This window comes from Herbaspirillum sp. ST 5-3, assembly GCF_004804275.1.
Taxonomy (GTDB): Bacteria; Pseudomonadota; Gammaproteobacteria; order Burkholderiales; family Burkholderiaceae_D; genus Noviherbaspirillum.
In genome coordinates this window covers 168,664-189,865 of sequence record NZ_STGI01000009.1, presented here as the reverse complement: position 1 = coordinate 189,865, position 21,202 = coordinate 168,664, and the positions used below count along the sequence as shown (strand labels likewise).

General features: G+C 60.5%; 21 protein-coding genes. 15 read left to right on the top strand and 6 right to left on the bottom strand.

Annotated features, from left to right (window positions below):
* Window positions 1-72: 72 nt before the first annotated feature.
* The 4 genes from E6W33_RS18025 to folE all read left to right on the top strand — a co-directional run bounded on the left by E6W33_RS18025 (window position 73) and on the right by folE (window position 3,340).
* Window positions 73-1,176 (top strand): hypothetical protein, encoded by a 1,104-nt coding sequence (locus E6W33_RS18025; RefSeq protein WP_136418698.1) that lies wholly within the window; start codon window positions 73-75, stop codon window positions 1,174-1,176.
* Window positions 1,177-1,316: 140 nt separating this feature from the next.
* Window positions 1,317-1,721 carry a hypothetical protein gene (locus E6W33_RS18020; RefSeq protein ID WP_136418697.1) on the top strand — a complete coding sequence of 135 codons (405 nt, stop codon included), beginning with the start codon at window positions 1,317-1,319 and terminating at the stop codon, window positions 1,719-1,721.
* Between the two features lie 104 nt (window positions 1,722-1,825).
* Window positions 1,826-2,533 (top strand): RNA polymerase sigma factor, encoded by a 708-nt coding sequence (locus E6W33_RS18015; RefSeq protein ID WP_136418696.1) that lies wholly within the window; start codon window positions 1,826-1,828, stop codon window positions 2,531-2,533.
* A gap of 237 nt (window positions 2,534-2,770) precedes the next feature.
* A complete protein-coding gene (gene folE / locus E6W33_RS18010) occupies window positions 2,771-3,340 on the top strand; it encodes a GTP cyclohydrolase I FolE (RefSeq protein ID WP_136418695.1) in 570 nt (189 codons plus the stop codon).
* Between the two features lie 22 nt (window positions 3,341-3,362).
* On the opposite strand, the gene E6W33_RS18005 is transcribed toward folE, so the two are convergent.
* From E6W33_RS18005 to E6W33_RS17990, 4 genes are all read right to left on the bottom strand, one after another.
* Window positions 3,363-3,830 (bottom strand): hypothetical protein, encoded by a 468-nt coding sequence (locus E6W33_RS18005; protein WP_136418694.1) that lies wholly within the window; start codon window positions 3,828-3,830, stop codon window positions 3,363-3,365.
* Between the two features lies 1 nt (window position 3,831).
* The gene (locus E6W33_RS18000) at window positions 3,832-4,752 is read right to left on the bottom strand and encodes a hypothetical protein (RefSeq protein WP_247869687.1); all 921 of its coding nucleotides are present in this window, start codon (window positions 4,750-4,752) and stop codon (window positions 3,832-3,834) included.
* Window positions 4,753-4,755: 3 nt separating this feature from the next.
* The gene (locus E6W33_RS17995) at window positions 4,756-5,541 is read right to left on the bottom strand and encodes a hypothetical protein (protein WP_136418693.1); all 786 of its coding nucleotides are present in this window, start codon (window positions 5,539-5,541) and stop codon (window positions 4,756-4,758) included.
* A 183-nt stretch (window positions 5,542-5,724) separates the two neighbouring features.
* Window positions 5,725-6,222 (bottom strand): DUF6160 family protein, encoded by a 498-nt coding sequence (locus E6W33_RS17990; RefSeq protein ID WP_247869686.1) that lies wholly within the window; start codon window positions 6,220-6,222, stop codon window positions 5,725-5,727.
* A 616-nt stretch (window positions 6,223-6,838) separates the two neighbouring features.
* Between E6W33_RS17990 and E6W33_RS27880 the strand changes: the two genes are divergently transcribed.
* The 7 genes from E6W33_RS27880 (at window position 6,839) to E6W33_RS17955 (ending at window position 15,594) form a co-directional block, all read left to right on the top strand.
* Window positions 6,839-9,568, top strand: coding sequence for a LuxR C-terminal-related transcriptional regulator (locus E6W33_RS27880; RefSeq protein ID WP_168798686.1), 2,730 nt, complete (start codon window positions 6,839-6,841; stop codon window positions 9,566-9,568).
* A gap of 405 nt (window positions 9,569-9,973) precedes the next feature.
* Window positions 9,974-10,738: a C39 family peptidase gene (locus E6W33_RS17980; RefSeq protein WP_136418691.1), complete on the top strand. Its 765-nt coding sequence runs from the start codon at window positions 9,974-9,976 to the stop codon at window positions 10,736-10,738.
* Window positions 10,739-10,786: 48 nt separating this feature from the next.
* Window positions 10,787-11,806, top strand: a complete 1,020-nt coding sequence (locus tag E6W33_RS17975) for a transporter (protein ID WP_136418690.1) — start codon at window positions 10,787-10,789, stop codon at window positions 11,804-11,806.
* Window positions 11,807-11,834: 28 nt separating this feature from the next.
* Window positions 11,835-13,448 (top strand): outer membrane protein transport protein, encoded by a 1,614-nt coding sequence (locus E6W33_RS17970; protein ID WP_247869685.1) that lies wholly within the window; start codon window positions 11,835-11,837, stop codon window positions 13,446-13,448.
* A 42-nt stretch (window positions 13,449-13,490) separates the two neighbouring features.
* Window positions 13,491-14,027: a DUF2059 domain-containing protein gene (locus E6W33_RS17965; protein ID WP_136418689.1), complete on the top strand. Its 537-nt coding sequence runs from the start codon at window positions 13,491-13,493 to the stop codon at window positions 14,025-14,027.
* A 92-nt stretch (window positions 14,028-14,119) separates the two neighbouring features.
* Entirely contained in the window at window positions 14,120-15,277 is a 1,158-nt protein-coding gene (locus E6W33_RS17960; RefSeq protein ID WP_136418688.1) for an AraC family transcriptional regulator, read from the top strand.
* Window positions 15,278-15,285: 8 nt separating this feature from the next.
* Window positions 15,286-15,594 (top strand): hypothetical protein, encoded by a 309-nt coding sequence (locus E6W33_RS17955; protein ID WP_136418687.1) that lies wholly within the window; start codon window positions 15,286-15,288, stop codon window positions 15,592-15,594.
* Window positions 15,595-15,613: 19 nt separating this feature from the next.
* Here the strand turns inward: E6W33_RS17955 and E6W33_RS17950 are convergent, their stop codons facing one another.
* Window positions 15,614-16,465 (bottom strand): SMP-30/gluconolactonase/LRE family protein, encoded by an 852-nt coding sequence (locus E6W33_RS17950; RefSeq protein WP_136418686.1) that lies wholly within the window; start codon window positions 16,463-16,465, stop codon window positions 15,614-15,616.
* A 307-nt stretch (window positions 16,466-16,772) separates the two neighbouring features.
* On the opposite strand from E6W33_RS17950, the gene E6W33_RS17945 reads away from it, so the two are divergent.
* The 4 genes from E6W33_RS17945 to E6W33_RS17930 all read left to right on the top strand — a co-directional run bounded on the left by E6W33_RS17945 (window position 16,773) and on the right by E6W33_RS17930 (window position 20,452).
* Complete coding sequence (locus E6W33_RS17945; RefSeq protein ID WP_136418685.1) at window positions 16,773-17,930, top strand: ATP-grasp domain-containing protein; 1,158 nt, start codon at window positions 16,773-16,775, stop codon at window positions 17,928-17,930.
* 149 nt (window positions 17,931-18,079) lie between these two features.
* Complete coding sequence (locus E6W33_RS17940) at window positions 18,080-18,322, top strand: GlsB/YeaQ/YmgE family stress response membrane protein (RefSeq protein WP_136418684.1); 243 nt, start codon at window positions 18,080-18,082, stop codon at window positions 18,320-18,322.
* Between the two features lie 129 nt (window positions 18,323-18,451).
* Window positions 18,452-19,105 (top strand): dienelactone hydrolase family protein, encoded by a 654-nt coding sequence (locus E6W33_RS17935; RefSeq protein WP_211097371.1) that lies wholly within the window; start codon window positions 18,452-18,454, stop codon window positions 19,103-19,105.
* A 156-nt stretch (window positions 19,106-19,261) separates the two neighbouring features.
* The gene (locus tag E6W33_RS17930) at window positions 19,262-20,452 is read left to right on the top strand and encodes an acetyl-CoA C-acyltransferase family protein (protein WP_136418682.1); all 1,191 of its coding nucleotides are present in this window, start codon (window positions 19,262-19,264) and stop codon (window positions 20,450-20,452) included.
* Window positions 20,453-20,529: 77 nt separating this feature from the next.
* On the opposite strand, the gene E6W33_RS17925 is transcribed toward E6W33_RS17930, so the two are convergent.
* On the bottom strand, window positions 20,530-21,042 hold the full coding sequence (locus E6W33_RS17925; RefSeq protein ID WP_136418681.1) for a DUF1993 domain-containing protein: 513 nt from the start codon (window positions 21,040-21,042) through the stop codon (window positions 20,530-20,532).
* Window positions 21,043-21,202: the final 160 nt, after the last annotated feature.

The window sequence follows — 21,202 nt, the reverse complement described above, 5'->3', positions numbered from 1 at the left end:
TCGTTATCAGATAAATAACGAAATTCGCATGAGAAATTCAATATCAACATATCGCTCGAAGGGGAACAATCAATGATCAAAACTGTAATAGCCGGCTTGCTGACGGCGTCTCTCGTTCTTGGATGTGGTGGAGGTGGCGATGCTGCAACCAGCACATCGTCGACCAGCACGTCATCATCGAACACATCGTCAAACGGCGCCTCCTCGACGGGCACATCCTCGGGCAATACGACCGGCGGTTCCGGAACCGTCACAAGCATTCCGACCAAGGCTGGCGATTCCTATACCTACAGCCGGACGGACACCTCGGCCGCCAGCAGCACTGCGACAACATATTTCACGACGCGCGAATACAATGCTGTTAACAGCGATGGATCGGTCTCGTATACCGAAACCTATTCGAGCGGTTTCCTTGCTTCCGTCACCAACATTTCCACGACTGGTGCCATCACCAGCACGGGCAGTGTCGGATCTTCCACACCCACATGCACATTCACCGGCGTGAATGCCGCCAGTGTCGCCCCCTTTGCTGTCGGCCAGAGCTGGGACAACAACTGGACACGAACCTGCGGTACGACCGTCGTGACCGGCAACAACAAAGGGTCGATCGTGGGCATGGAATCGGTCACCGTTCCTGCTGGAACCTTCAATGCCTACAAAGAGGTGTATACGGTCACCACGCAGCAGACCAGTCCGTCCAACCCGACGATCAACATCACCAGCTACACTTGCTGGAGGGATGCCGCCTTGAGAAAGCGCGTGAAGTGTGAATGGAATTACGCGACGACGGCAGCAGGATCATCAACCCAGGCCGCGGTATCTTCCTCGCGTTACGAGCTCAACAGCTATATCGCAAGCGCTTCGTCGTCCAGCATTCCGTCGGCGTCACGGTTTGCCGGTTCGTGGATCGGAAGCTTCAATGGTTCCGACAGCGGCACATGCTCGAATATCAGCATTTCGACCAGCGGATCGGTTTCGGGAACTTGCGTCGGCAATCTCTCTGGAACGTTCTCGGTCTCGGGCACGGTGAACTCGCAGGGCGTCGCCAGCTTCAGCTCCGGGACGACGAGTAACGGCGCGGTCTTTACCGGGCAGTTCCCCTCGACGGTTGCCGCCAACGGCAGCTGGTCTGGCGGCCCGAGCACGGGCGGCAACTGGTCCATCAGCCACAAGTAATCGCGGCAAGGCGGAAGCGCAACTCATTCGCTTTCGCGCCTCGCCTGCAGCGGCTGGCGACATCGTGCTCAACGGCTGCATCATCAAGCACGCTGCCTCGCAATATGGGAAACTAGCCTGATATCCCAGCGAGAACCGCGATGCACACCAACGACAAGACCACGGACGCGCAGACTGCGCAGCGTCCGTGGATCGATCTGAAGACGACCTACGACGTCGAAGCCTGGATTGACAATTACAACCGGGAACTCCAGCGCGCCATCGAAAAGACCAACGCGACCGGCTACGGCATCTGCTTTTGCCTCGGGCACGGCGGCGAGATCTTCATGCACACCACGGGCGAGGGCGATATCTTGCTCGATGTGACGCCCGAAGCCGAGTGGGCCGTCCCGGTCATTTCTGCGGCAACGAACATGCTTGCGCCGCCGGGCCAGATATGGGCCATGCCGGGGACAGCGCTGACGCAGCTTGTGCTTGGTCTGAGCAGCCTGATCGGATCGACGAGGATCGTGCTGCAGCACGATTTCAGGATCAGGAAGTACTGAAACGCCTGGCGGGCGTCGCTTTTTGCGGAAATCCTGCAATCCGGGAACGCGCTGAGGATTGCCGTCATCTAATGCCTTGAACTCAACAAAAACGCAGAGGGGCCATGCCACAGCCAATCAGGACGACCGTCGACAAGGACATCTCCGATGTCGAACTCGCAAGCAGGATCGCAGGCGGCGACCAGCAGGCATTCGAATTTCTGATGCGGCGCTACAACCGCGTGCTCTACCGCACCGCGCGCAGCGTGCTGAAGGACGACGCAGAAGCGGAGGACGTGCTGCAGGACGCCTATCTGCTGGCGTATCGACGCATCAATCAATTTCGCGGTGATGCGAAATTGTCCACATGGCTGACGCGCATCGTGGTCAATGAAGCGATTGCGCGTTCCCGCAAACGCAGCCGCAGGGCGCAGGTGATCAGCCTCGATGGCGAGATCGAATGGGATAGCGAGGCCGCAGAGGCAAACATGAATGAAGCCACCCCCGAACAACCGGAACGCGCTGCGCTGCGCGCCGAGGCGCGTCGCTTGCTCGAAAAGAAAATCGATGAATTGCCGGAGGCGTTTCGCACCGTGTTCATGCTGCGTGCGCTGGAAGAGATGAGCGTCGAGGAGACTTCGGCCTGCCTCGGTATTCCGGAAGCGACGGTGCGTACGCGCTTTTTCCGGGCCAGGGGGCTGTTGCGCGAGTCGCTCTCGCGCGAGATCGACTTCGCCTTCGAAGAGGCATTTTCTTTCGACGGCGCGCGCTGCGATCGCATCGTCAACGGTGTGCTGGCGCGGCTCACGGATGCACCGTCGGACGAGGCCTGACGCGTCATGGCGCTGCGCTGGGGGATGGCGCGGCGAGTGCTATCATGCGCCCAACAGGAGTGGCAATGCCTGCTTTTTCAGCCGCGAATGGAGCGCCCGCACGGCACATGGATCAATGTGCAGCCGGCGCGCAGGGCGGATCTTGCACGCAACGCGGACGCAGCATTCGAGCGCAGCGGCTGGTTGCAAGACGTGCATGCCACCCGCACTCTATTTCAGAAACGAAGGGATCACATAATGGATGAAAACAATTTCTCCGAAAAAGACTGGCGCCGCCTGCTGCGTCACCTGGGCGAAGACCCGAGCCGGCAAGGACTGCGCGACACGCCGGCGCGCGTTGACAAGGCATGGCGCGACTGGACATCGGGCTATGACAAGGATCCGGCCGAAATCCTGAAGGTGTTCGAGGACGGCGCGGAACAATACAATGAACTGATCGTGGTGCGTGGCATTCCGGTGTACAGCCATTGCGAGCATCATCTGGCGCCGTTCTTCGGGACGGCGACGGTTGGTTACACGCCGAACGGTAAAATCGTCGGACTCTCGAAGCTGACCCGGCTGGTGGAGTGTTTTTCCAAGCGGCTGCAAGTCCAGGAGCGCCTCACGATCCAGATCGCCGAAGCCTTGATGACGCATGTGCAGCCCTTGTCGGTCGGCGTCGTGATTCGCTGCCGTCATATGTGCATGGAGAGTCGCGGCATCCAGACCCCCGGCGAGGAAACCGTGACCTCGGCGCTGCTCGGCGAGATGCGCACCAATCTCGGTCTCAGAACCGAATTCCTTTCCCTGGCGCGCGAGAAGGATTAGCGCCTGTCTTCGCTTCGTTTGCTCAGTTCGCCCAGAATCTGAGCTCTCCCGTCATCGATAAGGAGCCGTTGAGATTGGTGCGGCCAAGGCTGTCGGTGACGGGCGCCAGCGGGTTGGTCTGCACGCTCAGCGACTCGTAGCCGAAGTTGGTGTACTTCACGGATCCCGGCAATCCCAGCGCCACATAATCACCGCCGCCGTCCGTCCGCTTGTGCACGCTGATGGTGACCGTCCCCATATCGACAATGCCACGCAGGTTCTTGATGACCATGTAGTTGGTCTGTCCGTCGACCGTAAAACCCATCGAGATGCGGCTGTCGGTGACGGGGTCGGGCACGGTCGGATCATTCAGCGAGAGGTGAATGGCGAAGCCGACTCCATCCGCGCCGCTGACTTGCGACAGTTCGGCGTCGTCCAGCGGAACGGGTGCCTGCGCGAATGCGGCGCTTGCGCCGGCGGCGAGGAATGCGGCGAGCAGCGTCTTGAGCATGTCAGGGTCTCACCTTGATGTCCAGGTACTGAATCTGTATCGAGCCGATGCGGCTTGATCCGAGATCGAGGTTGCCGGTGATGTCGCTGCGGAAGGAAACGTTGTCGATCTGCAGGCCGCCCAATGCAGCGCCACTTGCATCAGGCCAGTCGATGCCGACGTGCAGGCGCGGATTGCCGCCGGCGTCCGTTACCGCATTGAAGATGCCCGGCTGGGTCGCCACGTCGGCGATGCGCCAGGGTGTATTCAGAAAATTGCCGTTACTGTCGACCGCGCCGATTTTCACGCCGCGGATATTCATTTGTTCGGCAACGCTTGCGGGTTCGGTCTGGGTGATGTCGTCCCGGCCGCGCGGACGCAGCAGAATGTTGCCGATATCTGCGCGCAGGGCGAGGCCGAAAGCGATTCCTTCGCCGCGTTGCGGCGTGGTCCATTGCATGCCGCCGCCATAGAACACCGCATCCTTGAACACGGCGCTGCCGCCTTCGAAGGCAATGCCGTCCGCGTTGACTCCCCAGTCGAACGCCGCCTGCCATCGCTTCAGGCCATTGGCGTTGAGCGGATTGGAAAGGCTGATGACATCGGCCATGCCGGGCGCGCCTTTTACCACCGCCAGCCGGTAGGGATCCGCAAATTCGCTGGCGGTATCGTCCGAGCGCGAAAGATACGGGCTGCCGATATAGGCGCTCGCCGTCGAGGGCGAGGGCGCGTAATAGGTGTACCGTGCGTCGCCCGACAAGGAGAAATTGGACAGGTCGAAACTCAGCCCGTCACGGCCGGTGACCGACGACAGCGCCACATCGTTGAGTGGCTGCAGTCCCTCGGCGCTCGCCGATGCCGGCACACCGCACAGCGAAATCAATCCGCAGAGCATGGCGACAGCATGGCCGGCCGATATTGCGGTCAGGTCGAGTGCACGCATGCGTCAACGGGGATACGGAAGGTTGGGAGGCGGCGTGCCGGTCGTATTGATGGCGGCGAGGCGGTCGCGCCAGTTCATCCAGAAGCCTGCTTGCGCGACCTGCGGCGCAGTGAGACCCGCAGGCGGCTGGAATTGCACGGGCGTCTTGAGTACTGCCATCCAGAAGTCGCGGCTGGGACCGTTTGCATCGCCGGCCCGAACGCCGCCCAGTTGCGCCAGCGTGAGGCAAGGTGCGGTGCAACTACCGTCCCAGCGCTTGCCGCCGTCCGGTGCGGTGCTGGAGTCCAGCATGCCGGCGGCGCCGCCGTCAACGAGCATCGAACCGCTCAGTGTATTCAGTGTCAGGCCGACGTCGCCCTTGATGCCGTCGAAACCGAAGCGAATGCCGACGACCTCGCGTTGGGCGGCATTCGCGACATTGCGATAGATGAATTCAAGGTAAGGATTGGTGATCTGCACCAGGCGCTGATCGTAGGTGCCGTCGCTGCGGCCGAACTGCAGCAGCGGCATGTCGATGTCGGCACCCGTGCCGTTGCGTGCTGCGTAGTTATACTCGCCGAGGCGGATGTTGCGGAAATTGGCGTTCAGCGTGACGTCCGCGCCCAGTGCGATGCGGGTGAAATCGAATCCGTCGAAGCTGCTGTTGTTCAGTACCAATAATCCCTGGGCGTGGGTCGACGACATCTCTTGCTCGGACATGGCGCGCAGTTGCGCCGATGCGGTACCCGCGCAAAGCAGCGTGGAGAGCGCTGCGCTCATCAAGACAAGAGGAAATCGTTTCACGCTCATGATTGCGAAGCAGTCGGTGTGTCCGGCGGAGCAGTGCCGCCAGGCGATTTGCCGGGAGCGCGCTCTTCACCGATCCGTTAGCCAACCATCGGGATCGATGAAAAGCGCTGCTGGAAAACCCCCGGCATGACACCGGGGGGAGGCCGCTAGATCAGGCCAGTCGCTGTTGCCAGCGGCTGCTGATTAGTGTGCCCACATCCAGACGCTGGTGCCGCGCAGGTCGATCTGGTTCATTGCCATCTTGCCGAAGGAGGCAGTGCTGCCACCCATCGTGACGCTGTCAACCGACACGCTCAGCAGAGCCGGAGCCGGCAGCGTCACGTGGGTTGCAGCCGGAATAGCGATCTGGACCACGTCGCTTGCCGGATTGAAGAAGTCGCCGCTCACACCGGATGCGGTGCGAATCGCACCGAAGGTGGTGCCGCTGATCACGTCGATGGTGGCTGCAATCAAACCATTTGCCTTGATGTGATTGAAGTTGATGTTTGCATTGTTGTCGGTCGTGTTGGTGTACTGGAACGAACCGATGTCAACGTTCAGGTTGGCAGCGATCGACACGCCGTCCTGGCCGGAAACTTGGCTCAGGCTGTCATCTTGCATCGGGGTCATGGCCGAAGCGGCCACAGCGAATACGGACAGAGCAGCGGCAATTGCGGTCTTCTTGATCAGTTGCAGTTTCATATATAGTCTCCAATTCGATAAAAAAATTTATTCAAAAGGTTTTTTTCTTCATTTGCCGCTAACGCTGGCTCCCTGTTTCTTGTGGAAACATTTTTGCGCTGCCCGGTCGGCGACTTGCACTGCCATCCGGACGTGAAATCCAGCGCCGTACAGCTCTTAATATTTCAACAATACTAAGAGCCTTCATAGTAGGGCAACACGACGCGGAAACGGTGTACGGCGCCCTTACCGCCGAAGCCAAAACATTGGCCGCGAGAGCCAAGCAGAAAAAAATTTCCCCATCGAAATGAAATGCGATCGCTGCATGATTCAGCCACCGTCGTCGCCGGAATGAAATGACATGCACGAGTACGCCGACATGCGCGTGGTGCAGTGCAAGAAAAAGTACGACCGGTCGGTAATTAGAGGAAGTCCTCTATTGGTCTGCTGACAATCTTATGTAATCTCCTATTTTTCTTCGCGTCATTTGAGTGCTATACGGAATCGCAACCGTGCATCGCTCGACATGTTGCAGCGTCCACTTCTTCGGGTAATCTGAATGGCAGCAATACCTACTACGCCTTGGGAAAAGCCCACGGTTCCCCGATCGCCGCCATCCAAATTCAGGCCACCGGCGATGGGAGCGCCGTTCGTCGCGCGCGATCGTCTTACCGAGCGCATCCGTCAGGCGGCAGGCGCAAAGCTGATTCTCGTACAGGCCCCGGCCGGATTCGGCACGACCACACTGTTGCGTGATATCCACGATCTGTTTACTGCGGTCGGATATGCGATCGTCTGGCTGACGCTCGACGCGGGCGACAACGACCTTGACCGATTCATGACTTGCCTGAGCCAGGCATTCGCGCAACTGGATCAGATCCCTTCCGCGCTGGCGGCGGCATTGACGCCGAGTGAGACGTCGCTTGCACGCGACAGCGACAGCTTCGATTTGATGGAGGCCGTCGCGTCGACCCCCTTGCCATTCATGCTGATCCTCGACGAGTTCGAGCATCTGCAGAATCCGGCCGCGATTTCCGTCGTTCAGCAATTGATTGAACTGCTCGGCCCGCAACAAAAGATCGTGATCGGTTCGCGCGAGCAGACCGCGCTCAGTCTCGGACGCTTGCGCGCGCGTCAGCAGCTTCTGGAAATCGATGCGGGGCAGCTGCGCTTCACGCTGGAGGAAACGCGACAGTTCCTGTGCGAGAAGCGCGGGCTGAAGCTTGACAGCCAGGATGTCGAAAAGCTGCATCAGGTCACCGGAGGATGGGCGGCCGCGCTGTGGCTGTCCTCGCTGGCACTGGAAGATAACGAGGATCCCAAGCGCTTCATCCGGACCTTCTCCGGATCCAATACGGTGGTCGCCTCCTATCTTGCCGAGGATGTGCTCTCGCAGAAACCGAAGCATCTGCAGGACTTCATTTTGCAGACCAGCATCCTGCAGAAATTCACCGCCGAAAGTTGCAATGCAGTGACCGGTCGCAGCGACAGCAAGGAGTTGCTGCAGGAAGTCGAGCGTTCCAATATGTTCATGACCGCGCTGGACGAAGGGCGCAACTGGTTCACCTATCATCCCCTGTTCGCGGGCTTCCTGCGGGCGCAGCTGGAACGCCAGTACCCGGGGCTCTGTCCCGTCTTGCACCGCCGCGCCGCGAACTGGTATATCGAGCAGGGGCGCGCAACGCATGCCATCGATCATGCAATGGCCTCGCGCGATAAAGAGCTGGTACTGGAGTTGCTCAACAAGCATGCCGAGTCGCTGTTCCTGCAGGGGCGCGTTCGCTTGCTGGTGCGCTGGTTCGACGTGCTGGACCGCGCCAGCCTGGCGCGGCATCCAAAACTGATGTCGGTCTATACGTGGTCGCTGATTCATATCAACCGGAGTTCCGAAGCGCTCACGCTGCTGGAAACGGTGACCAATCCCGACGGCGTGTCGCCGCTGCCGCATCCGAACTACAACGTGTTGCGCACCTTCACCCTGGTGATGATGGATCGCATCGAAGAGACGGCGCCGATGTGGGACGATCCGCACATTCTCGGCAGTGCCGCACAGGAACCGTTTTTGCGCAGCATGCTCATGATTGGCTGCGCGTATTACTACGCTACGATCGGGCGCTTTCAGGATGCGCGCCTGCTGCTGGACCAGGCGACGCAGGAGCAGCAGGCGGTGGGACCCTTGTTCAGTATCGCGGTGGCAGGCTATGTGCGCAGCATGCTGGACCTGGCGCAAGGTCACTTGCGCGCTGCGGTGGCGCGTTTGCTGGCCTTGATCAGCGACGAGTCTCAGATGCGTTTGCGGATCGCCGGCGCGTTGATGGGCTTTGGCGCCAACCCGCCGGATTTGCGGCAGGGCGGCGACAGCGGTTTTGCGAGTGTCTATCTTGCCGAAGTGTTGTATGAGATGGATTCGCTGCACGAAGCCAAGCGCCTGTTGAAGCAATACCTGCCTCTGGTCAAGGACGCGGGCATTCCCGACCAGCTCATCGCCAGCCATCTCATCCATGCCCGCATCCTGCGTTCCGAAGGCAATGTGAACGATGCCTTGCAGACCTTGCTCGAGCTGGAACAGCTTGGCATGGAGCGCATGCTGCCGCGCATGGTGGACATTGCTCGGCTGGAACAGGCGCGCATGGCGATCCTCGATCAGAACATCGAGTCCGCCAAGGCCTTGCTGGCCTTGGTCGGCTGCGCGCCCGCGTGGCAACGCCGCAAGCTGCAGATGATTGCGGACGATATCGAAACGCCGATGCTCGCCAGCGCGCGTCTGCAATTGCATTGCGGCCAGGCGGCGCATGTCCTGCCCTTGCTGAAGGAACATTTGCAGGACGCGTACAGCCGGGGTCGCTTGCGCTACGCATTGCGCGTCAAGGTCTTGTACGCCTTGGCGCTGTCATTCGCCGGCCAACGCAACCCGGCAATGCGCGCGATACGCGAAACCCTGCAAGACGCCATGTCCGAAGGCTTCGTGCGCGTTTTCAAGGATGAAGGGCCGGCGCTGCTGGCATTGATCCGCGAGATGCTGGAGGGCACGAAGGATGTCTCGAACAACGAGAACATCGCGCTGCGTTCATTCGTTGAGAGAATCCTTCGTTCTTCGCAGGGAACCATGTTCGCAGTGCCACTCCCTTCGCATAGCGACGGCGGACAGGGCAAGGCGCATGCTGCGCTGGAAAATGAACTGACGGGCCGCGAACTGGACGTGTTGATGCTGCTCGCGCAAGGCTATGGCAATCAGGTGATTGCCGAAAAGCTGTTCGTCTCCGTCACCACCGTCAAGACACACTTGCGCAACATCAACATCAAGCTCGGCGCGCACAATCGTACCGAAGCCATTTCGCTGGCGCGCAAGCTCTGCATCATTTCCTGAGCAAGCGCGACGCGTTCTGACGCGGCAGCCCATCCAATTTACCGAAAGAAATATTTGCGGCACGGAGCACCGACTCCGGCCGCAACTGCGCAAATTCGCAACGCAATCTGCAGCGCGAGGCGTCCCTGCACCGCGCGTGCATGACACTGCTATTTCCATCAAGAATCTATCTGCATCCATCAAGCAAGCAAATGCGGCCAGCTTGATGCCGCGCAATCCAATCTCGTCCGATCGGATGAGTTCGCGTTAGCAAGTCCCTCGTACATTAAAGCCACTTCGCAACGTGCCCAAAACAACAAGATTTGCGGGCCATTCAGTTCGAACAGAAGCGAAGTCGAGCGCGGGACACATCGCGACGCCGGACACAATTCACGTTTGAGGAAAAGACATGAAGGGGACAGCCACATGTTCATGATTGCGCTTGGCGCCATCGCCTTTTTGATTGCGGGTTCGGGAGCGACATCCCGCTTCGAGCCCGTCGATCGCCCCAAAGAGCAATTCGAATTGCCGCTCACCGCCGTCGGCGGCGGCCCCATCACCGAATCGGTCACACTCGAACCGTTTTCCGAACTGAAGTATCGCCACATCGTCCGTCAGGCGTTTGACTACAGCTGCGGCTCCGCAGCACTGGTGACGATCCTCAATTACCACCTCGGATTGAAGGTATCCGAACAGCAGGCGATGGAAGGCATGCTGGAACGCGGCGAGAAAGAAAAGATCATCGAGCGTCGCGGCTTTTCCCTGCTCGACATGAAGCGCTATGTCGCCTCGCTCGGCATCAACAGCGCGGGCTTCCGCGCCGAAGTGAAGGACTTGCGCGAGCTCGACCATCCGGCCATCGTGCCGATCGATTACGCCGGCGCCAAGCACTTCGTCGTGCTGCGCGGCATTCGCGGCGAGCTCGTCTACATTGCCGACCCTTCGGCCGGCAACATCGTGTTTTCGGTCGATGAGTTCGCAACGCTCTGGGACCGCAATACCCTCTTCATCCTGTATCCCCCCAAGGACCGGCCGCCGGTCGCTCAACTCGCCCTGTCCGACCAGGAACTGGGCGTGATCGACACGGACCGCGTACGGGATGTCGCTAACCTCCAGCCGTTCGGCAATACCCACATGCTTGAACGCGCTATCAACTCGGGCTTCGGCGGGGTGTACCTGCGCAGGCAATAAGGCAGGACAGGCGTCGCCACACCATCCATCTCTAAGGGAGTTGTTGTCATGAAAATTCATAAGCTATTAGGCTTGATTGCCGCTGCATTGGTGTTGCCTGCGCATGCTCAGCAAGAGTCGACTTCGGCGGCGAGCGACGCGCCCGGCACGGCGGCGGCACGCGAAGCGCTCAAGCAAAAGGAAGGCGATACCGACCAAACCACCTTGCTCAAGCAGACCCTGACCGCGGTGGACAAGCAGTACTCGCTGATCAAGCGCGGCAAGATCCAGGCAACCTACGACCTGAACTACACCTACATCGGCCAGGAAAAGATCAACGCCAACTTCAGCGACGGCACGCTCACGCTGTTCAATATCGAGAACGACAGCTCGCATGCGATCACCAACACGCTGTCGGTCGACTACGGCCTGCGCGACAACCTGACCGGCAGCTTCAGCCTGCCGCTGGTGAGCAAGTATTCCGAAAGCCCGACCAGCTCTGGCCTGTCCCACTCGCTGGGCGACATCGGCATCGGCGCACGCTTCCAGCCGTGGGAAGCGCACCGCGGCAAGCCGTCCACCACCTTCACCGCAAACCTGCGCCTGCCGACCGGCCGCAGCCCCTTCAAGGTCGATCCCAACCAGAGTCTCGCTACCGGTTCCGGCGTGGCGACACTGACCGGCGGCCTGAACGTCAACCACATCGTCGATCCGGTGGCCTTGTTCGGTTCGTTTAACGTTTCCTATAGCACCGCAGCCAAGCACCTGTCGCAGCGGCGCGACGGCAACCTCGTGCTTAACCGCGTCGACCCGGGCGCGAGCATCGGTTTCGGCCTGGGCTTTGCGTATGCGCTGTCCTACGGCATCTCGACTTCGGTCTCGATCCAGGAAACGATTTCGCGCGGCACCAAGCTGCATTTCGATAACGGCAGCGTCTATCGCACCAAGACACAGACCGCGGGCGTTTTGAGCCTTGGTCTCGGCTATCGCGTCTCGCCGAAGACCACGCTCAATTTCACCGCCGGCATCGGCCTGACGGCGGATTCTCCCAACTTCAGCCTCGGCATGAGCATGCCGTTGTCGTTCTGATCGAGGTGGCATAGCGATGAAAACTCGCGTGACAAGGCGCCGATCGCGCGCCGGGCTGATGACTGCAGTCTGTCTGCTTGGCGCCGGCGGGCTGCCGGCAGCGCATGCGGCGCTTACCGAAAATCTGGTCACCGGTGTCGTCGCCATGTCGCTCGGCAATGCGGTGACGGCAGACCCGCCCGGCATTGAATCGATCCATTTCAATCCTGCGGGCCTGACGCGCCTGAAGGGCGAGCAGCACACCCACAGCTTCTTTGCGGCGTCGATTCGCACCAGTGCGTCCTTCCATCAGCCGGACGACTTCGACATCGGCGGATTCAAGCAGGATCCGATAAACGGCACGCATACCGGCGAGGAAAGGCAGCGGCTGTATATTCCCGGCATCGGCCTGCTTGGCGCGCGCCTGCCGGCGGCGGTCGCCGGCGGGCCGGGGTTTTCGTTCAACAAACCCGATTCGCCCTTTACCTACGGCACGGCGACCTATGTGACGCAGGCGATGAGCGTCACGCGGACCGATCCGAACGATCCGGGAAATTTCGACGGCAAGGTCACGCACATACAACGGATGGTGCTGGCGTCGCCCGCGGTGGGCTACAAGGTGTCGGACACCTTGAGCGTGGGCGTTGCGGTGCCGCTGGCGCATGCGGCCTTCGTGCTGAATACCGACATGCGCATGCCGAATACCTTGATCGGCATCACCGGCCAGTTGCAGAACGGCTGGTGCCCGAAGGACGGCGGCAACCTGCTCGATACGCTCGGCCCCGGCTTGTGCAGCGGCGGCGAGGAAGGGCGCCTGAATCCGTTCAAGCGCGCGGCCAACATGAAGATCGACATGACCGCGCCGGTCGATCCAACCATCAACCTCGGCATCCTGTGGGAGCCGAAGGACTGGTTTGCGCTGGGCGTGGTGTATCAGAGCGGATCCAAGACCCGCTATAGCGGCCGTTATGAATTCAAGACCGATCCGATGATCCGGCGCTTCGTCGAAGGTCTCTACAGCAGCCTGATGGGGCCGATCATCGCGGCGACCCTGGGCATGCCGCAATCGGTTCCCGAAGTCCAGAGCGGCAACATGAGCGCCACCATTCCCTTCCCGGCGCACATGCAGGTCGGCTTCAAGTTCAAGCCCACCAAACGCGTGCAGTTCAATGTCGATGCGAATTACACCGACTGGGGAAGCTGGGATGCGATGACACTCAAGTTCGACCAGAGTATCAAGCTGCTCGAAGTGGCGCGCATGTTCGGCATCAACGACTCCACGCAGCTGCGTCTGCCGCGCGGCTACAAGAGCGTGCTGCACTGGGGATTTGGCCTGCAGACCCAGGTCACCGACAAGTTGCTGCTGCGCTTTGGCTACGAGCCGCGCAAGAGTTCGATCCCGGCCGACAAGCTCGACCTGGTGGCGCCGCTGCCGGATACGAAACTCTACAGCATGGGCTTCAATTACAAGATCAACCCGGACACCGACATCAACGTGACGGCCAGCTACATGAAGGGCGATTACAACGTGCCCGCCGGCAGCAGCTGCAACATGAACTGCACCAATTTCTTCAACATTGTTTACAACCCCTATGCGGGATTGGATGTGGCCGGCGGGATTCGCGTCCGGTATCTGGGTTTCAGTTTGACCAAGCGTTTCTAGTGTCGCGTGCAGAGCGCGACCGATTTTCAGAGGAGTATTTCCATGATCAGATCCATTGTTGCCATCACCGTCATGATTGCTGTGAGCGCGGCCAGCGCCCAGACCGCGATTCCACCCGCCAAGAAGGAGCTCGTGCAGAAGGTGCTCCAGTTGTGGCAGGTCGATGCACTCGGCGAATCGATGCTGCAACGCCCGGTGGCGGAAGCGGTGGCGCAAGCGCGCGTCGTGCTGCAAGGGCGGGTACCGCCGGACAAGCAGGACGCGGCAATGAAAGACATCACAGCAGACGCGAAGAAGTTCCTTGATGACACGACGCCGATGGTGCTCGACAAGACGCACAAGCTGGTGCCGAGCACCATCGTGCCCATGCTCGCCGAAAAATTCAGCGAGGATGAGCTGCGCCAGATCATCGCCATCTTCGAGTCGCCGGTGAAGCGCAAATTCGAGGAAATGGTGCCCGACATGCAAAAGGCGCTGGGAGAAAAACTCGCCGCCGAAACGCGTTCGCAGGTCGATCCGAAACTGGAAGAACTTCGCCAGCGCATCGGCACACGCCTGCGTACCGCCGCGATCCCCTGAGCCGTGCCCGGGAGATTCCGTGGTTGCGTCATGAATGGCGGGGCGCAAAGCCTTGTTGGTGTGAGGAGTGCATCTTCAGTGGGAGAAGCAGCATGACATACTCGTCGGCGATTGATTTGGTACGTGGCATCAAGTCCCGTCTTGCGACGCGCGGGTTTGATATCGACGCCTTGTGCAGGCAGGTCGGCCTGGAAGAGAGCGAGTGCATGACGGACGATGCGCTCACGCTCTCGGACAAGCTCAGCCATTTGTGGGATCTTGTGGTGCAGGTGTCGGGCGATCCCTTGCTTGGACTGAAAGTGGCGTCACCGCAACCACTGGACCGATCCGGCTTGATGGGGCACATCATGCGTGCGTCGCCCGATGTCAAGACCGCGATCGAGAATCTGGTGCGCTATACACCGCTGGTATCGCCGACCGTCCACAGCACCATCGAAGCCCTCGACGGACGTACGCGCGTCAGCCTGCAATTGCCCGGCGGGCAGCGTCGCGTTCCACAACAGCACTACGACTTCGTCTGGTGCCTGGTGCTGCGCACGCTGCAGTCCGCCACCACCAGCGAAGACGTGCGGCCGGTGCTGGTCACCTATGCCTTTCCTGCGCCCGAGAATGAACAGGCGTATGCGGAGGCGTACGGTTGCGAGGTGCGCTTCGGCGGAACGGTCAACAGCATGGAGTTTGACGATGCGGACCTGACGGCAACGATCCCGACCGCGTTTCCGATGGCGGCCGACTGGGCCTTGCGCATGCTGGCCGAGCTGGCGCAGTCGCAGCGCAACTGGACCTTGCGCATGCTGGCCAAGCTGGAGCAGGCGCCGCAGCCGAACAACAGCTTCAGCACCAAGGTGCAGGCATTGCTGGCCGATATGCTGCCCGATGGCGAACCGCAACGCGAGCAAGTGGCAAAACAGCTGATGATGAGCGAACGCACCTTGCAGCGCCGCCTGGCGGAGGAGGGCACCAACTTCACCAAGCTGGTCGACGATACCCGCCGCGAGATGGCGCAGCAATATCTCAGCAAGGGTGAAGTATCGCTGAAGAAGCTCAGCTTCCAGCTCGGCTTCTCCGATCCGAGCGCATTCTGCCGCGCATGCAAGCGCTGGTTTGGCCGCTCGCCGAAGCAGCTCCAGGGCGGTCGTGTTTCCTACCAGTCGATCATGGCGCCGGCGGCATCACACGCGGTGTTGCCCGCCATGTCGCTGGAGCGTTCCGAAAATGCGGCCAATTACTACTTGTACAAACCGAGTTGATGCATGCCATGAGAGCCCTGCCCGTACTCGCCATTCTTGCCTGTGCTTGCGTGCAGGCCGCGGTGCCGCCGGCGAGCGGCGCGAATCGCCAGCCGCCGGGCCGAAACGGAGCCAAGCCATTGCCGGTGCCATCCGTCGAGCAAACGCCATTCTCCAAATCCTGCACCATGACGCCGGGGATCCGGGGCAGCATGCGCGCCTGTCATATCGACTGGCAGCCGATGCCCGCAGATGCATTACGCCAGACGGTTGTCGGCGCGGCTGGATGCTCGCAGCAGAACGCGCCTGCAGGGTCCGAAGCAAGGCCGCCGGTGTGACCGACAACGAAGAACTGTGTCAAGGCAATCCGGCGCCGGGCACATCGACGCGGATGGCCTCGATTCGGCCGTTGCGTTCGGCCAGTGCGCGCTCCGCTTTCGAAACGCGACCAATGACCATGTACAAGGTGCGGCGGTCCGTATCGCCCAACGCGCAGGCAATTGCCTGACCGTTGACGCCGATCCTGTCGCAGATGGCCCCGCCTTCCCGCACGCGCAGGAATTCGGCGGTTGGCGGCGACGCCACCCAGACGGCTCCTTCCGCATCGAGGCAGATTCCATCCGGCGATGCCTCGCCCAAGTCCGCCCATACCCGCCGACCTGAAAGCGATCCGTCGTCGGCGATATCGAAGGCCGTCAGGCGCTTGCCGAATGTCTCGGCAACAATCAATGTCGCGCCATCCGGCGTGATGACGCAGCCGTTCGGGAAGAGCAAATCGTCGGCCACCACGCGCGCCTTGCCGTCGGGTTCCACCAGCATCAGCACGGTGGAACGCACCGGTTCCTTGTGCATCATGTCGAACCCGAAATTGCCGACATAGGCGCGCCCGTAGCGATCGACAACCATGTCATTGCAATGCGAGTGCGCAAACGCGCCGAGATCGGCCAGCGCCTTCAAGCCATCGCTGTCCTGCCGCAGCAGCCGTCGGTCCGTCATCGAAACCACCAGCATCCGGCCATCCGGCAACCATCCGAGTCCGGAGGGCTGGCCGGCCACGTCGGCGACCGTCTCCAGTTTGCCGTCGGCGCCGATGCGATGGACCTTGTGCGTGTAAAAGTCCGAGAACCACAGCGCGCCGTCGTGCCAGCGCGGCGCCTCGGCAAATGCGAGGCCTTCAACGACGAGTCTGGTTTGTGCAGTTGTGTTCACGCTTGTCTCCTCATGAAATCGCGGGCGCAGGCAGGAGCCGGGCAGCAGGGCAGATCAATTCGCAATGAAACCGGCTCCCTCGACTGCAGTCCTTTGATCGGGACATTGTAGCAATACCCGGCGGAAACCCGCCGGGCGCCGCAAGGTCGTTTCCTGATTGCAGGTTCAGGTCATCGCGACGAATATTCATTTGGCTCCGGAAGACGCTCGCAAGCAAGCTTGCGGATCGTCAATCGGCGCCGGCAGCCCGCAGGTACATTAACTTGCGGTAGCTATTTTTTGATAACAAGACTGGGCTGCGGAAAACATGATCAATTTCATCGTATTGGGAAAGTGCAGACGCGTCACGTCGGCGGTTTTGCAATCGATTCGCAGTTTTACCGATGCCAAATGCATTGTGATTGGCGGTCCGGAAACCGGCATTCTTCGCTGGTCGGCATTATGCAAGCGGCAGATTACCGTGGACCTGGAGGGAAAGGACGACAATCTGTTTGTCGACCTGGTCAACAGCATCGTCAGGCAACGGCCGCATGTGATCCTGATTCCCGTGGACTGCGACGCCATTCGTCTCGTCAGCCGGGTGCGCGAACGCCTCATGCTGCCGGTGACTCCGATTCCGGAGCTGGCCACGCTGAATATGTTCGATGACAAGTGGCAATTCCACCAGTTTTGCATGTCGCATGACTTGGCCGTACCGAAGACGCGTTTCGTTCCTTCAAAGGCCGATCTGGACTACGACGCAGTGGTTGAAGACATCGGAAGTCCGTTCGTGCTCAAGCCGCTCGGGCTGGCGGGCTCGACCGGCGTGTACATCGTGCATGACAAGGCTGACTTCGAACAGGCAGTCCTGCGCAACGACGCGTATGACTACGGTCCGCTGGTTGCTCAGCAGTATATCGAGGGCGACGATGTCGATATCAGCCTGCTCGCGCTGGGCGGCAGGGTTACCGCCTTCGCGATTCAGCAAGCGGGCGATTCAAGCATCGTCTTCCGACCCAGCCGGGAGCTGGAAGCCATGGCTGCCAGGCTGTGCCAGGCCAGCAACTATCACGGCGTGATGCACATCGACGCGCGTATCGAGACCGCTAGCGGCAAGGTTTATCTGATCGAATCGAACCCACGCTTCTGGGCCTCGTTGACCGCTTCGGTGTGGTGCGGATTGAATTTTGCCGCGCAGGTCATTCTGCCTGCCTATAGCACGAGCGGTGTGCGGCACCTGACTTCGGGGACGGCCTATACGAGATATCCGCTGATCCGTCCTTCCTGCTGGAAGCGAATGACCTTCGATACCAGTGAACGCGGACGCTTGCTGCGTGCCATGACCTTCGATCCCCTGGCCTTGAGCGATTTCATCAAGGAGCTTCCGGCAGCGTTCTGGCGCCTGTCAATAGCGCGCGTGACGGGGCTCGCAGGCGGCCTGCGGCGAACGCGCACCTCGCGCGCGTTCGCGAAAGACGTTGCCTGAGACAATCATGTTGCGCGGCATGCGCAAGGGCCGGCAATCTTCCTGCGGCCATCTTGAGAGCTGTCAACGGCTTTCTGACTGCATCTTCTATGTTATTGCTTGCGTCGTTCAATCTGCGTCTTGCCTGATCCTTGCTTGAGGAGAAAAACATGGAATTCCTGTGGTTCATTCTGATCGGCCTGATCGCCGGCTGGCTCGCCAGCGCCATTGTGGGCGGCGGCTTCGGCGTCCTCGGTGATATCGTCGTCGGCATCGTTGGTTCCTTTCTCGGCGGCTACCTGTTCCGCACCTTCGGTGTATCCGCCGGCGGCGGACTTCTTGGCAGCATCATCGTTGCGACGGTCGGCGCGATCGTTCTCATCCTCCTGCTGCGACTGATCCGCCGCGCGTAGCAGTCAGCGACGCTGCGATATCTGCCGTGCAGGCTGGCGCAGTGTCGCCGCAGTGTCGCTATACTGCGATGCTTGTCAACGCAAGCGAGAAAAGGGGATGCCATGCCTTCCGCAGGAAAAATGATTTCAATGACGATGAGCGATGGAGCGACGCTGGGCGTTTATCACGTTCCAGCGCAGGGCCAGCGGCGCGGCGGGCTTGTATTGATCCAGGAAATCTTCGGCGTCACCGAGCATATCCGCGAACAATGCGACGCGTACGCCGCCGAGGGATACGAGGTGCTCGCGCCCGCCCTCTACGATCGCGAAGCGCCGGGGCTGCAGGCAAGCTACAGCCCCGAAGATCGGCAGATGGCCATCAAAATAGCGCGGGAAGCGCATCCCTTCGATCTGTCGGTTGCGGATACGCAAACCTGCATCGATCAGCTGAAAGAAAAGGGGCCGGTCTTCATCACCGGCTATTGCTACGGCGGTTCGGTCACCTGGGCCGCAGCCTGTCGCTGCGAGGGGCTCGCCGCCGCATCAGCTTACTATGGCAGCATGATTCCGCAGATGGCGAACGAAACGCCGCGCTGCCCGATCATTCTCCATTTCGGCAGGCATGACCAAAGCATTCCACTCGACGGCGTCGAGAAAGTGCGCGCCTTGCATCCGGCGGTGCAGGTGTATGTCTACGACGCCGGTCATGGATTCAATTCCGACCGGCGCAGCGATTTTCATCAGGAGAGCGCGACACTGGCACGCCAGCGCACACTCGAGCTGTTCCGCGCGACCGGCGGATAGGCTGCAGGCGGAAATGTCCGGAACGTGACAGAACCGGAATTGGCGAATCGCGTATCATTCATATGTTGCACTGCCGCATACGGGGCCGAAACGACTCCCGGCACCGGCTGGCGGGCACGAAGGAATTTCCACCAACAATTTGAGCAAGGATTGAAAATGGCAAATACGAAGGATGTGGTGATCGTTGGCGCGGCACGTACCGCGATCGGCAGCTTTGGCGGCGCACTGAAGGATATTTCCGCCTGCGACCTGGGCGCGCTGGTGGTCAAGGAAGCCTTTGCGCGTGCCGGTATCGAGGCGGCGCAAGCCGGCCAGATCGTATTCGGCAACGTGATCCATACCGAGCCGCGCGACATGTATGTCTCGCGCGTGGTCGGCATCAATGCCGGCATGGTCAAGGAATCGGCCGCATTGACGCTGAACCGCTTGTGCGGATCGGGCTTGCAGGCGATCGTGACGGCGGCCAATGCGATTCAGCTCGGCGATACCGAGATCGCGGTCGGCGGCGGCGTGGAAACCATGAGCCGCGCACCGTACACGGCGCAGGCCGCGCGCTGGGGACAGCGCATGGGCGATTTCAAGATGATCGACATGATGGTGGGCGCGCTGTCCGACCCCTTCGGCGCCGGTCATATGGGGATCACTGCCGAGAACGTCGCGGAGAAATTCGGCATCTCGCGTGAAGAGCAGGATGCTTTCGCGCTGGACAGCCAGAAGAAGGCGCTGGCAGCGATCGCAGCAGGCCATTTCAAGTCGCAGATCGTTCCGGTCGAAGTGAAGGGCCGCAAGGGCACGGTACTGTTCGACACGGACGAACATCCGAAGGCCGACACCACGCTCGAATCGCTGGGCAAGCTCAAGCCCGCGTTCAAGAAGGAAGGCGGCACCGTGACGGCTGGCAATGCGTCCGGCCTGAACGACGGCGCCGGCGCCTGCGTGCTGATGGAAGCCGGCGCAGCCACGCGTGCCGGCCTGAAACCGATGGCGCGCCTGGTGTCCTATGCGGTGGCGGGTGTCGATCCGTCCATCATGGGAACGGGCCCGATTCCGGCGGTGCAGCTTGCGCTCAAACGCGCCGGTCTGAGCCTGAACGACGTGGACGTGATCGAATCGAACGAAGCGTTCGCCGCGCAGTCGCTGGGCGTGTGCCGCGGCCTCGACCTGGACCCGGCGCGCACCAATCCGAACGGTGGCGCGATTGCGCTGGGCCATCCGCTGGGCGCGAGCGGCGCGATCATCACGATCAAGTGCCTGTATGAACTGATTCGCACCAACAAGCGCTACGGCCTGATCACGATGTGCATCGGCGGCGGCCAAGGTATCGCGGCGATCATCGAGCGCCTCTGATACGCGTTCCTTGCTTCAATAAAAAAACCTGCGATTGCTCGCAGGTTTTTTTATGTCTCGGCGACGCTGCTTCTGCGTTAATAGCTGCCCACGAAGTCGCGCTTGCCGATCTCCACGCCGTTGTGGCGCAGGAGTGCATAGGCAGTCGTGACATGGAAGAAGAATTGCGGCAATCCATAGTGCAGCAGGTACACGGATTGGTTCGCGAACTTGCGTTCCCTCGGCGTTCCGGGCTGGATCACGATCTCCTGTTCTGCGCGGCCGTCAATCTGGGCGGGCGTCAGGCTGCCGATGAATGCCAGGGTCTTTGCGATGCGGGCATGCAGATCGGCAAAGCTCTGTTCAGTGTCTTCATACGAAGGCACATCCACCCCGGCCAGGCGCGCGCCCGAGCCTTTCGCAAAGTCGCTCGCGAGTTGTACCTGGCGAATCAATGGAAACATGTCGGGAAACAGCCGCGCTTGCAGCAAGGCATTCGGGTCGATTTTTTTCTCGTTCGCATGCGCTTCGGCTTTGCGAAGGATGTCGTCGAGGCTGTTCAGCATTTGCTTGAATACCGGAATCGATGCAGCGTACAAAGTGACGGACATGGTGGTTTCTCCTCGATATACCGTAACGTGTGACAGCGAACAATAACGGGCAAGTATAGCGGCTGATGGAACTTGCTGCCGGACGCGCTTTGCTCTTCCTCAAATGGTGTGCTATCTCGCGATCTATGTTGGTATATGGCCGTTTTCCGGCCGCATACAT

Bases quoted from the DNA above. Each gene is read 5' to 3' on its own strand.
- E6W33_RS18025 (WP_136418698.1), top strand. From the start codon at position 73: ATGATCAAAACTGTAATAGCCGGCTTGCTGACGGCGTCTCTCGTTCTT.
- E6W33_RS18020 (WP_136418697.1), top strand. From the start codon at position 1,317: ATGCACACCAACGACAAGACCACGGACGCGCAGACTGCGCAGCGTCCG.
- E6W33_RS18015 (WP_136418696.1), top strand. From the start codon at position 1,826: ATGCCACAGCCAATCAGGACGACCGTCGACAAGGACATCTCCGATGTC.
- folE (WP_136418695.1), top strand. From the start codon at position 2,771: ATGGATGAAAACAATTTCTCCGAAAAAGACTGGCGCCGCCTGCTGCGT.
- E6W33_RS18005 (WP_136418694.1), bottom strand. From the start codon at position 3,830: ATGCTCAAGACGCTGCTCGCCGCATTCCTCGCCGCCGGCGCAAGCGCC.
- E6W33_RS18000 (WP_247869687.1), bottom strand. From the start codon at position 4,752: ATGCGTGCACTCGACCTGACCGCAATATCGGCCGGCCATGCTGTCGCC.
- E6W33_RS17995 (WP_136418693.1), bottom strand. From the start codon at position 5,541: ATGAGCGTGAAACGATTTCCTCTTGTCTTGATGAGCGCAGCGCTCTCC.
- E6W33_RS17990 (WP_247869686.1), bottom strand. From the start codon at position 6,222: ATGAAACTGCAACTGATCAAGAAGACCGCAATTGCCGCTGCTCTGTCC.
- E6W33_RS27880 (WP_168798686.1), top strand. From the start codon at position 6,839: ATGGGAGCGCCGTTCGTCGCGCGCGATCGTCTTACCGAGCGCATCCGT.
- E6W33_RS17980 (WP_136418691.1), top strand. From the start codon at position 9,974: ATGTTCATGATTGCGCTTGGCGCCATCGCCTTTTTGATTGCGGGTTCG.
- E6W33_RS17975 (WP_136418690.1), top strand. From the start codon at position 10,787: ATGAAAATTCATAAGCTATTAGGCTTGATTGCCGCTGCATTGGTGTTG.
- E6W33_RS17965 (WP_136418689.1), top strand. From the start codon at position 13,491: ATGATCAGATCCATTGTTGCCATCACCGTCATGATTGCTGTGAGCGCG.
- E6W33_RS17960 (WP_136418688.1), top strand. From the start codon at position 14,120: ATGACATACTCGTCGGCGATTGATTTGGTACGTGGCATCAAGTCCCGT.
- E6W33_RS17955 (WP_136418687.1), top strand. From the start codon at position 15,286: ATGAGAGCCCTGCCCGTACTCGCCATTCTTGCCTGTGCTTGCGTGCAG.
- E6W33_RS17945 (WP_136418685.1), top strand. From the start codon at position 16,773: ATGATCAATTTCATCGTATTGGGAAAGTGCAGACGCGTCACGTCGGCG.
- E6W33_RS17940 (WP_136418684.1), top strand. From the start codon at position 18,080: ATGGAATTCCTGTGGTTCATTCTGATCGGCCTGATCGCCGGCTGGCTC.
- E6W33_RS17935 (WP_211097371.1), top strand. From the start codon at position 18,452: ATGACGATGAGCGATGGAGCGACGCTGGGCGTTTATCACGTTCCAGCG.
- E6W33_RS17930 (WP_136418682.1), top strand. From the start codon at position 19,262: ATGGCAAATACGAAGGATGTGGTGATCGTTGGCGCGGCACGTACCGCG.
- E6W33_RS17925 (WP_136418681.1), bottom strand. From the start codon at position 21,042: ATGTCCGTCACTTTGTACGCTGCATCGATTCCGGTATTCAAGCAAATG.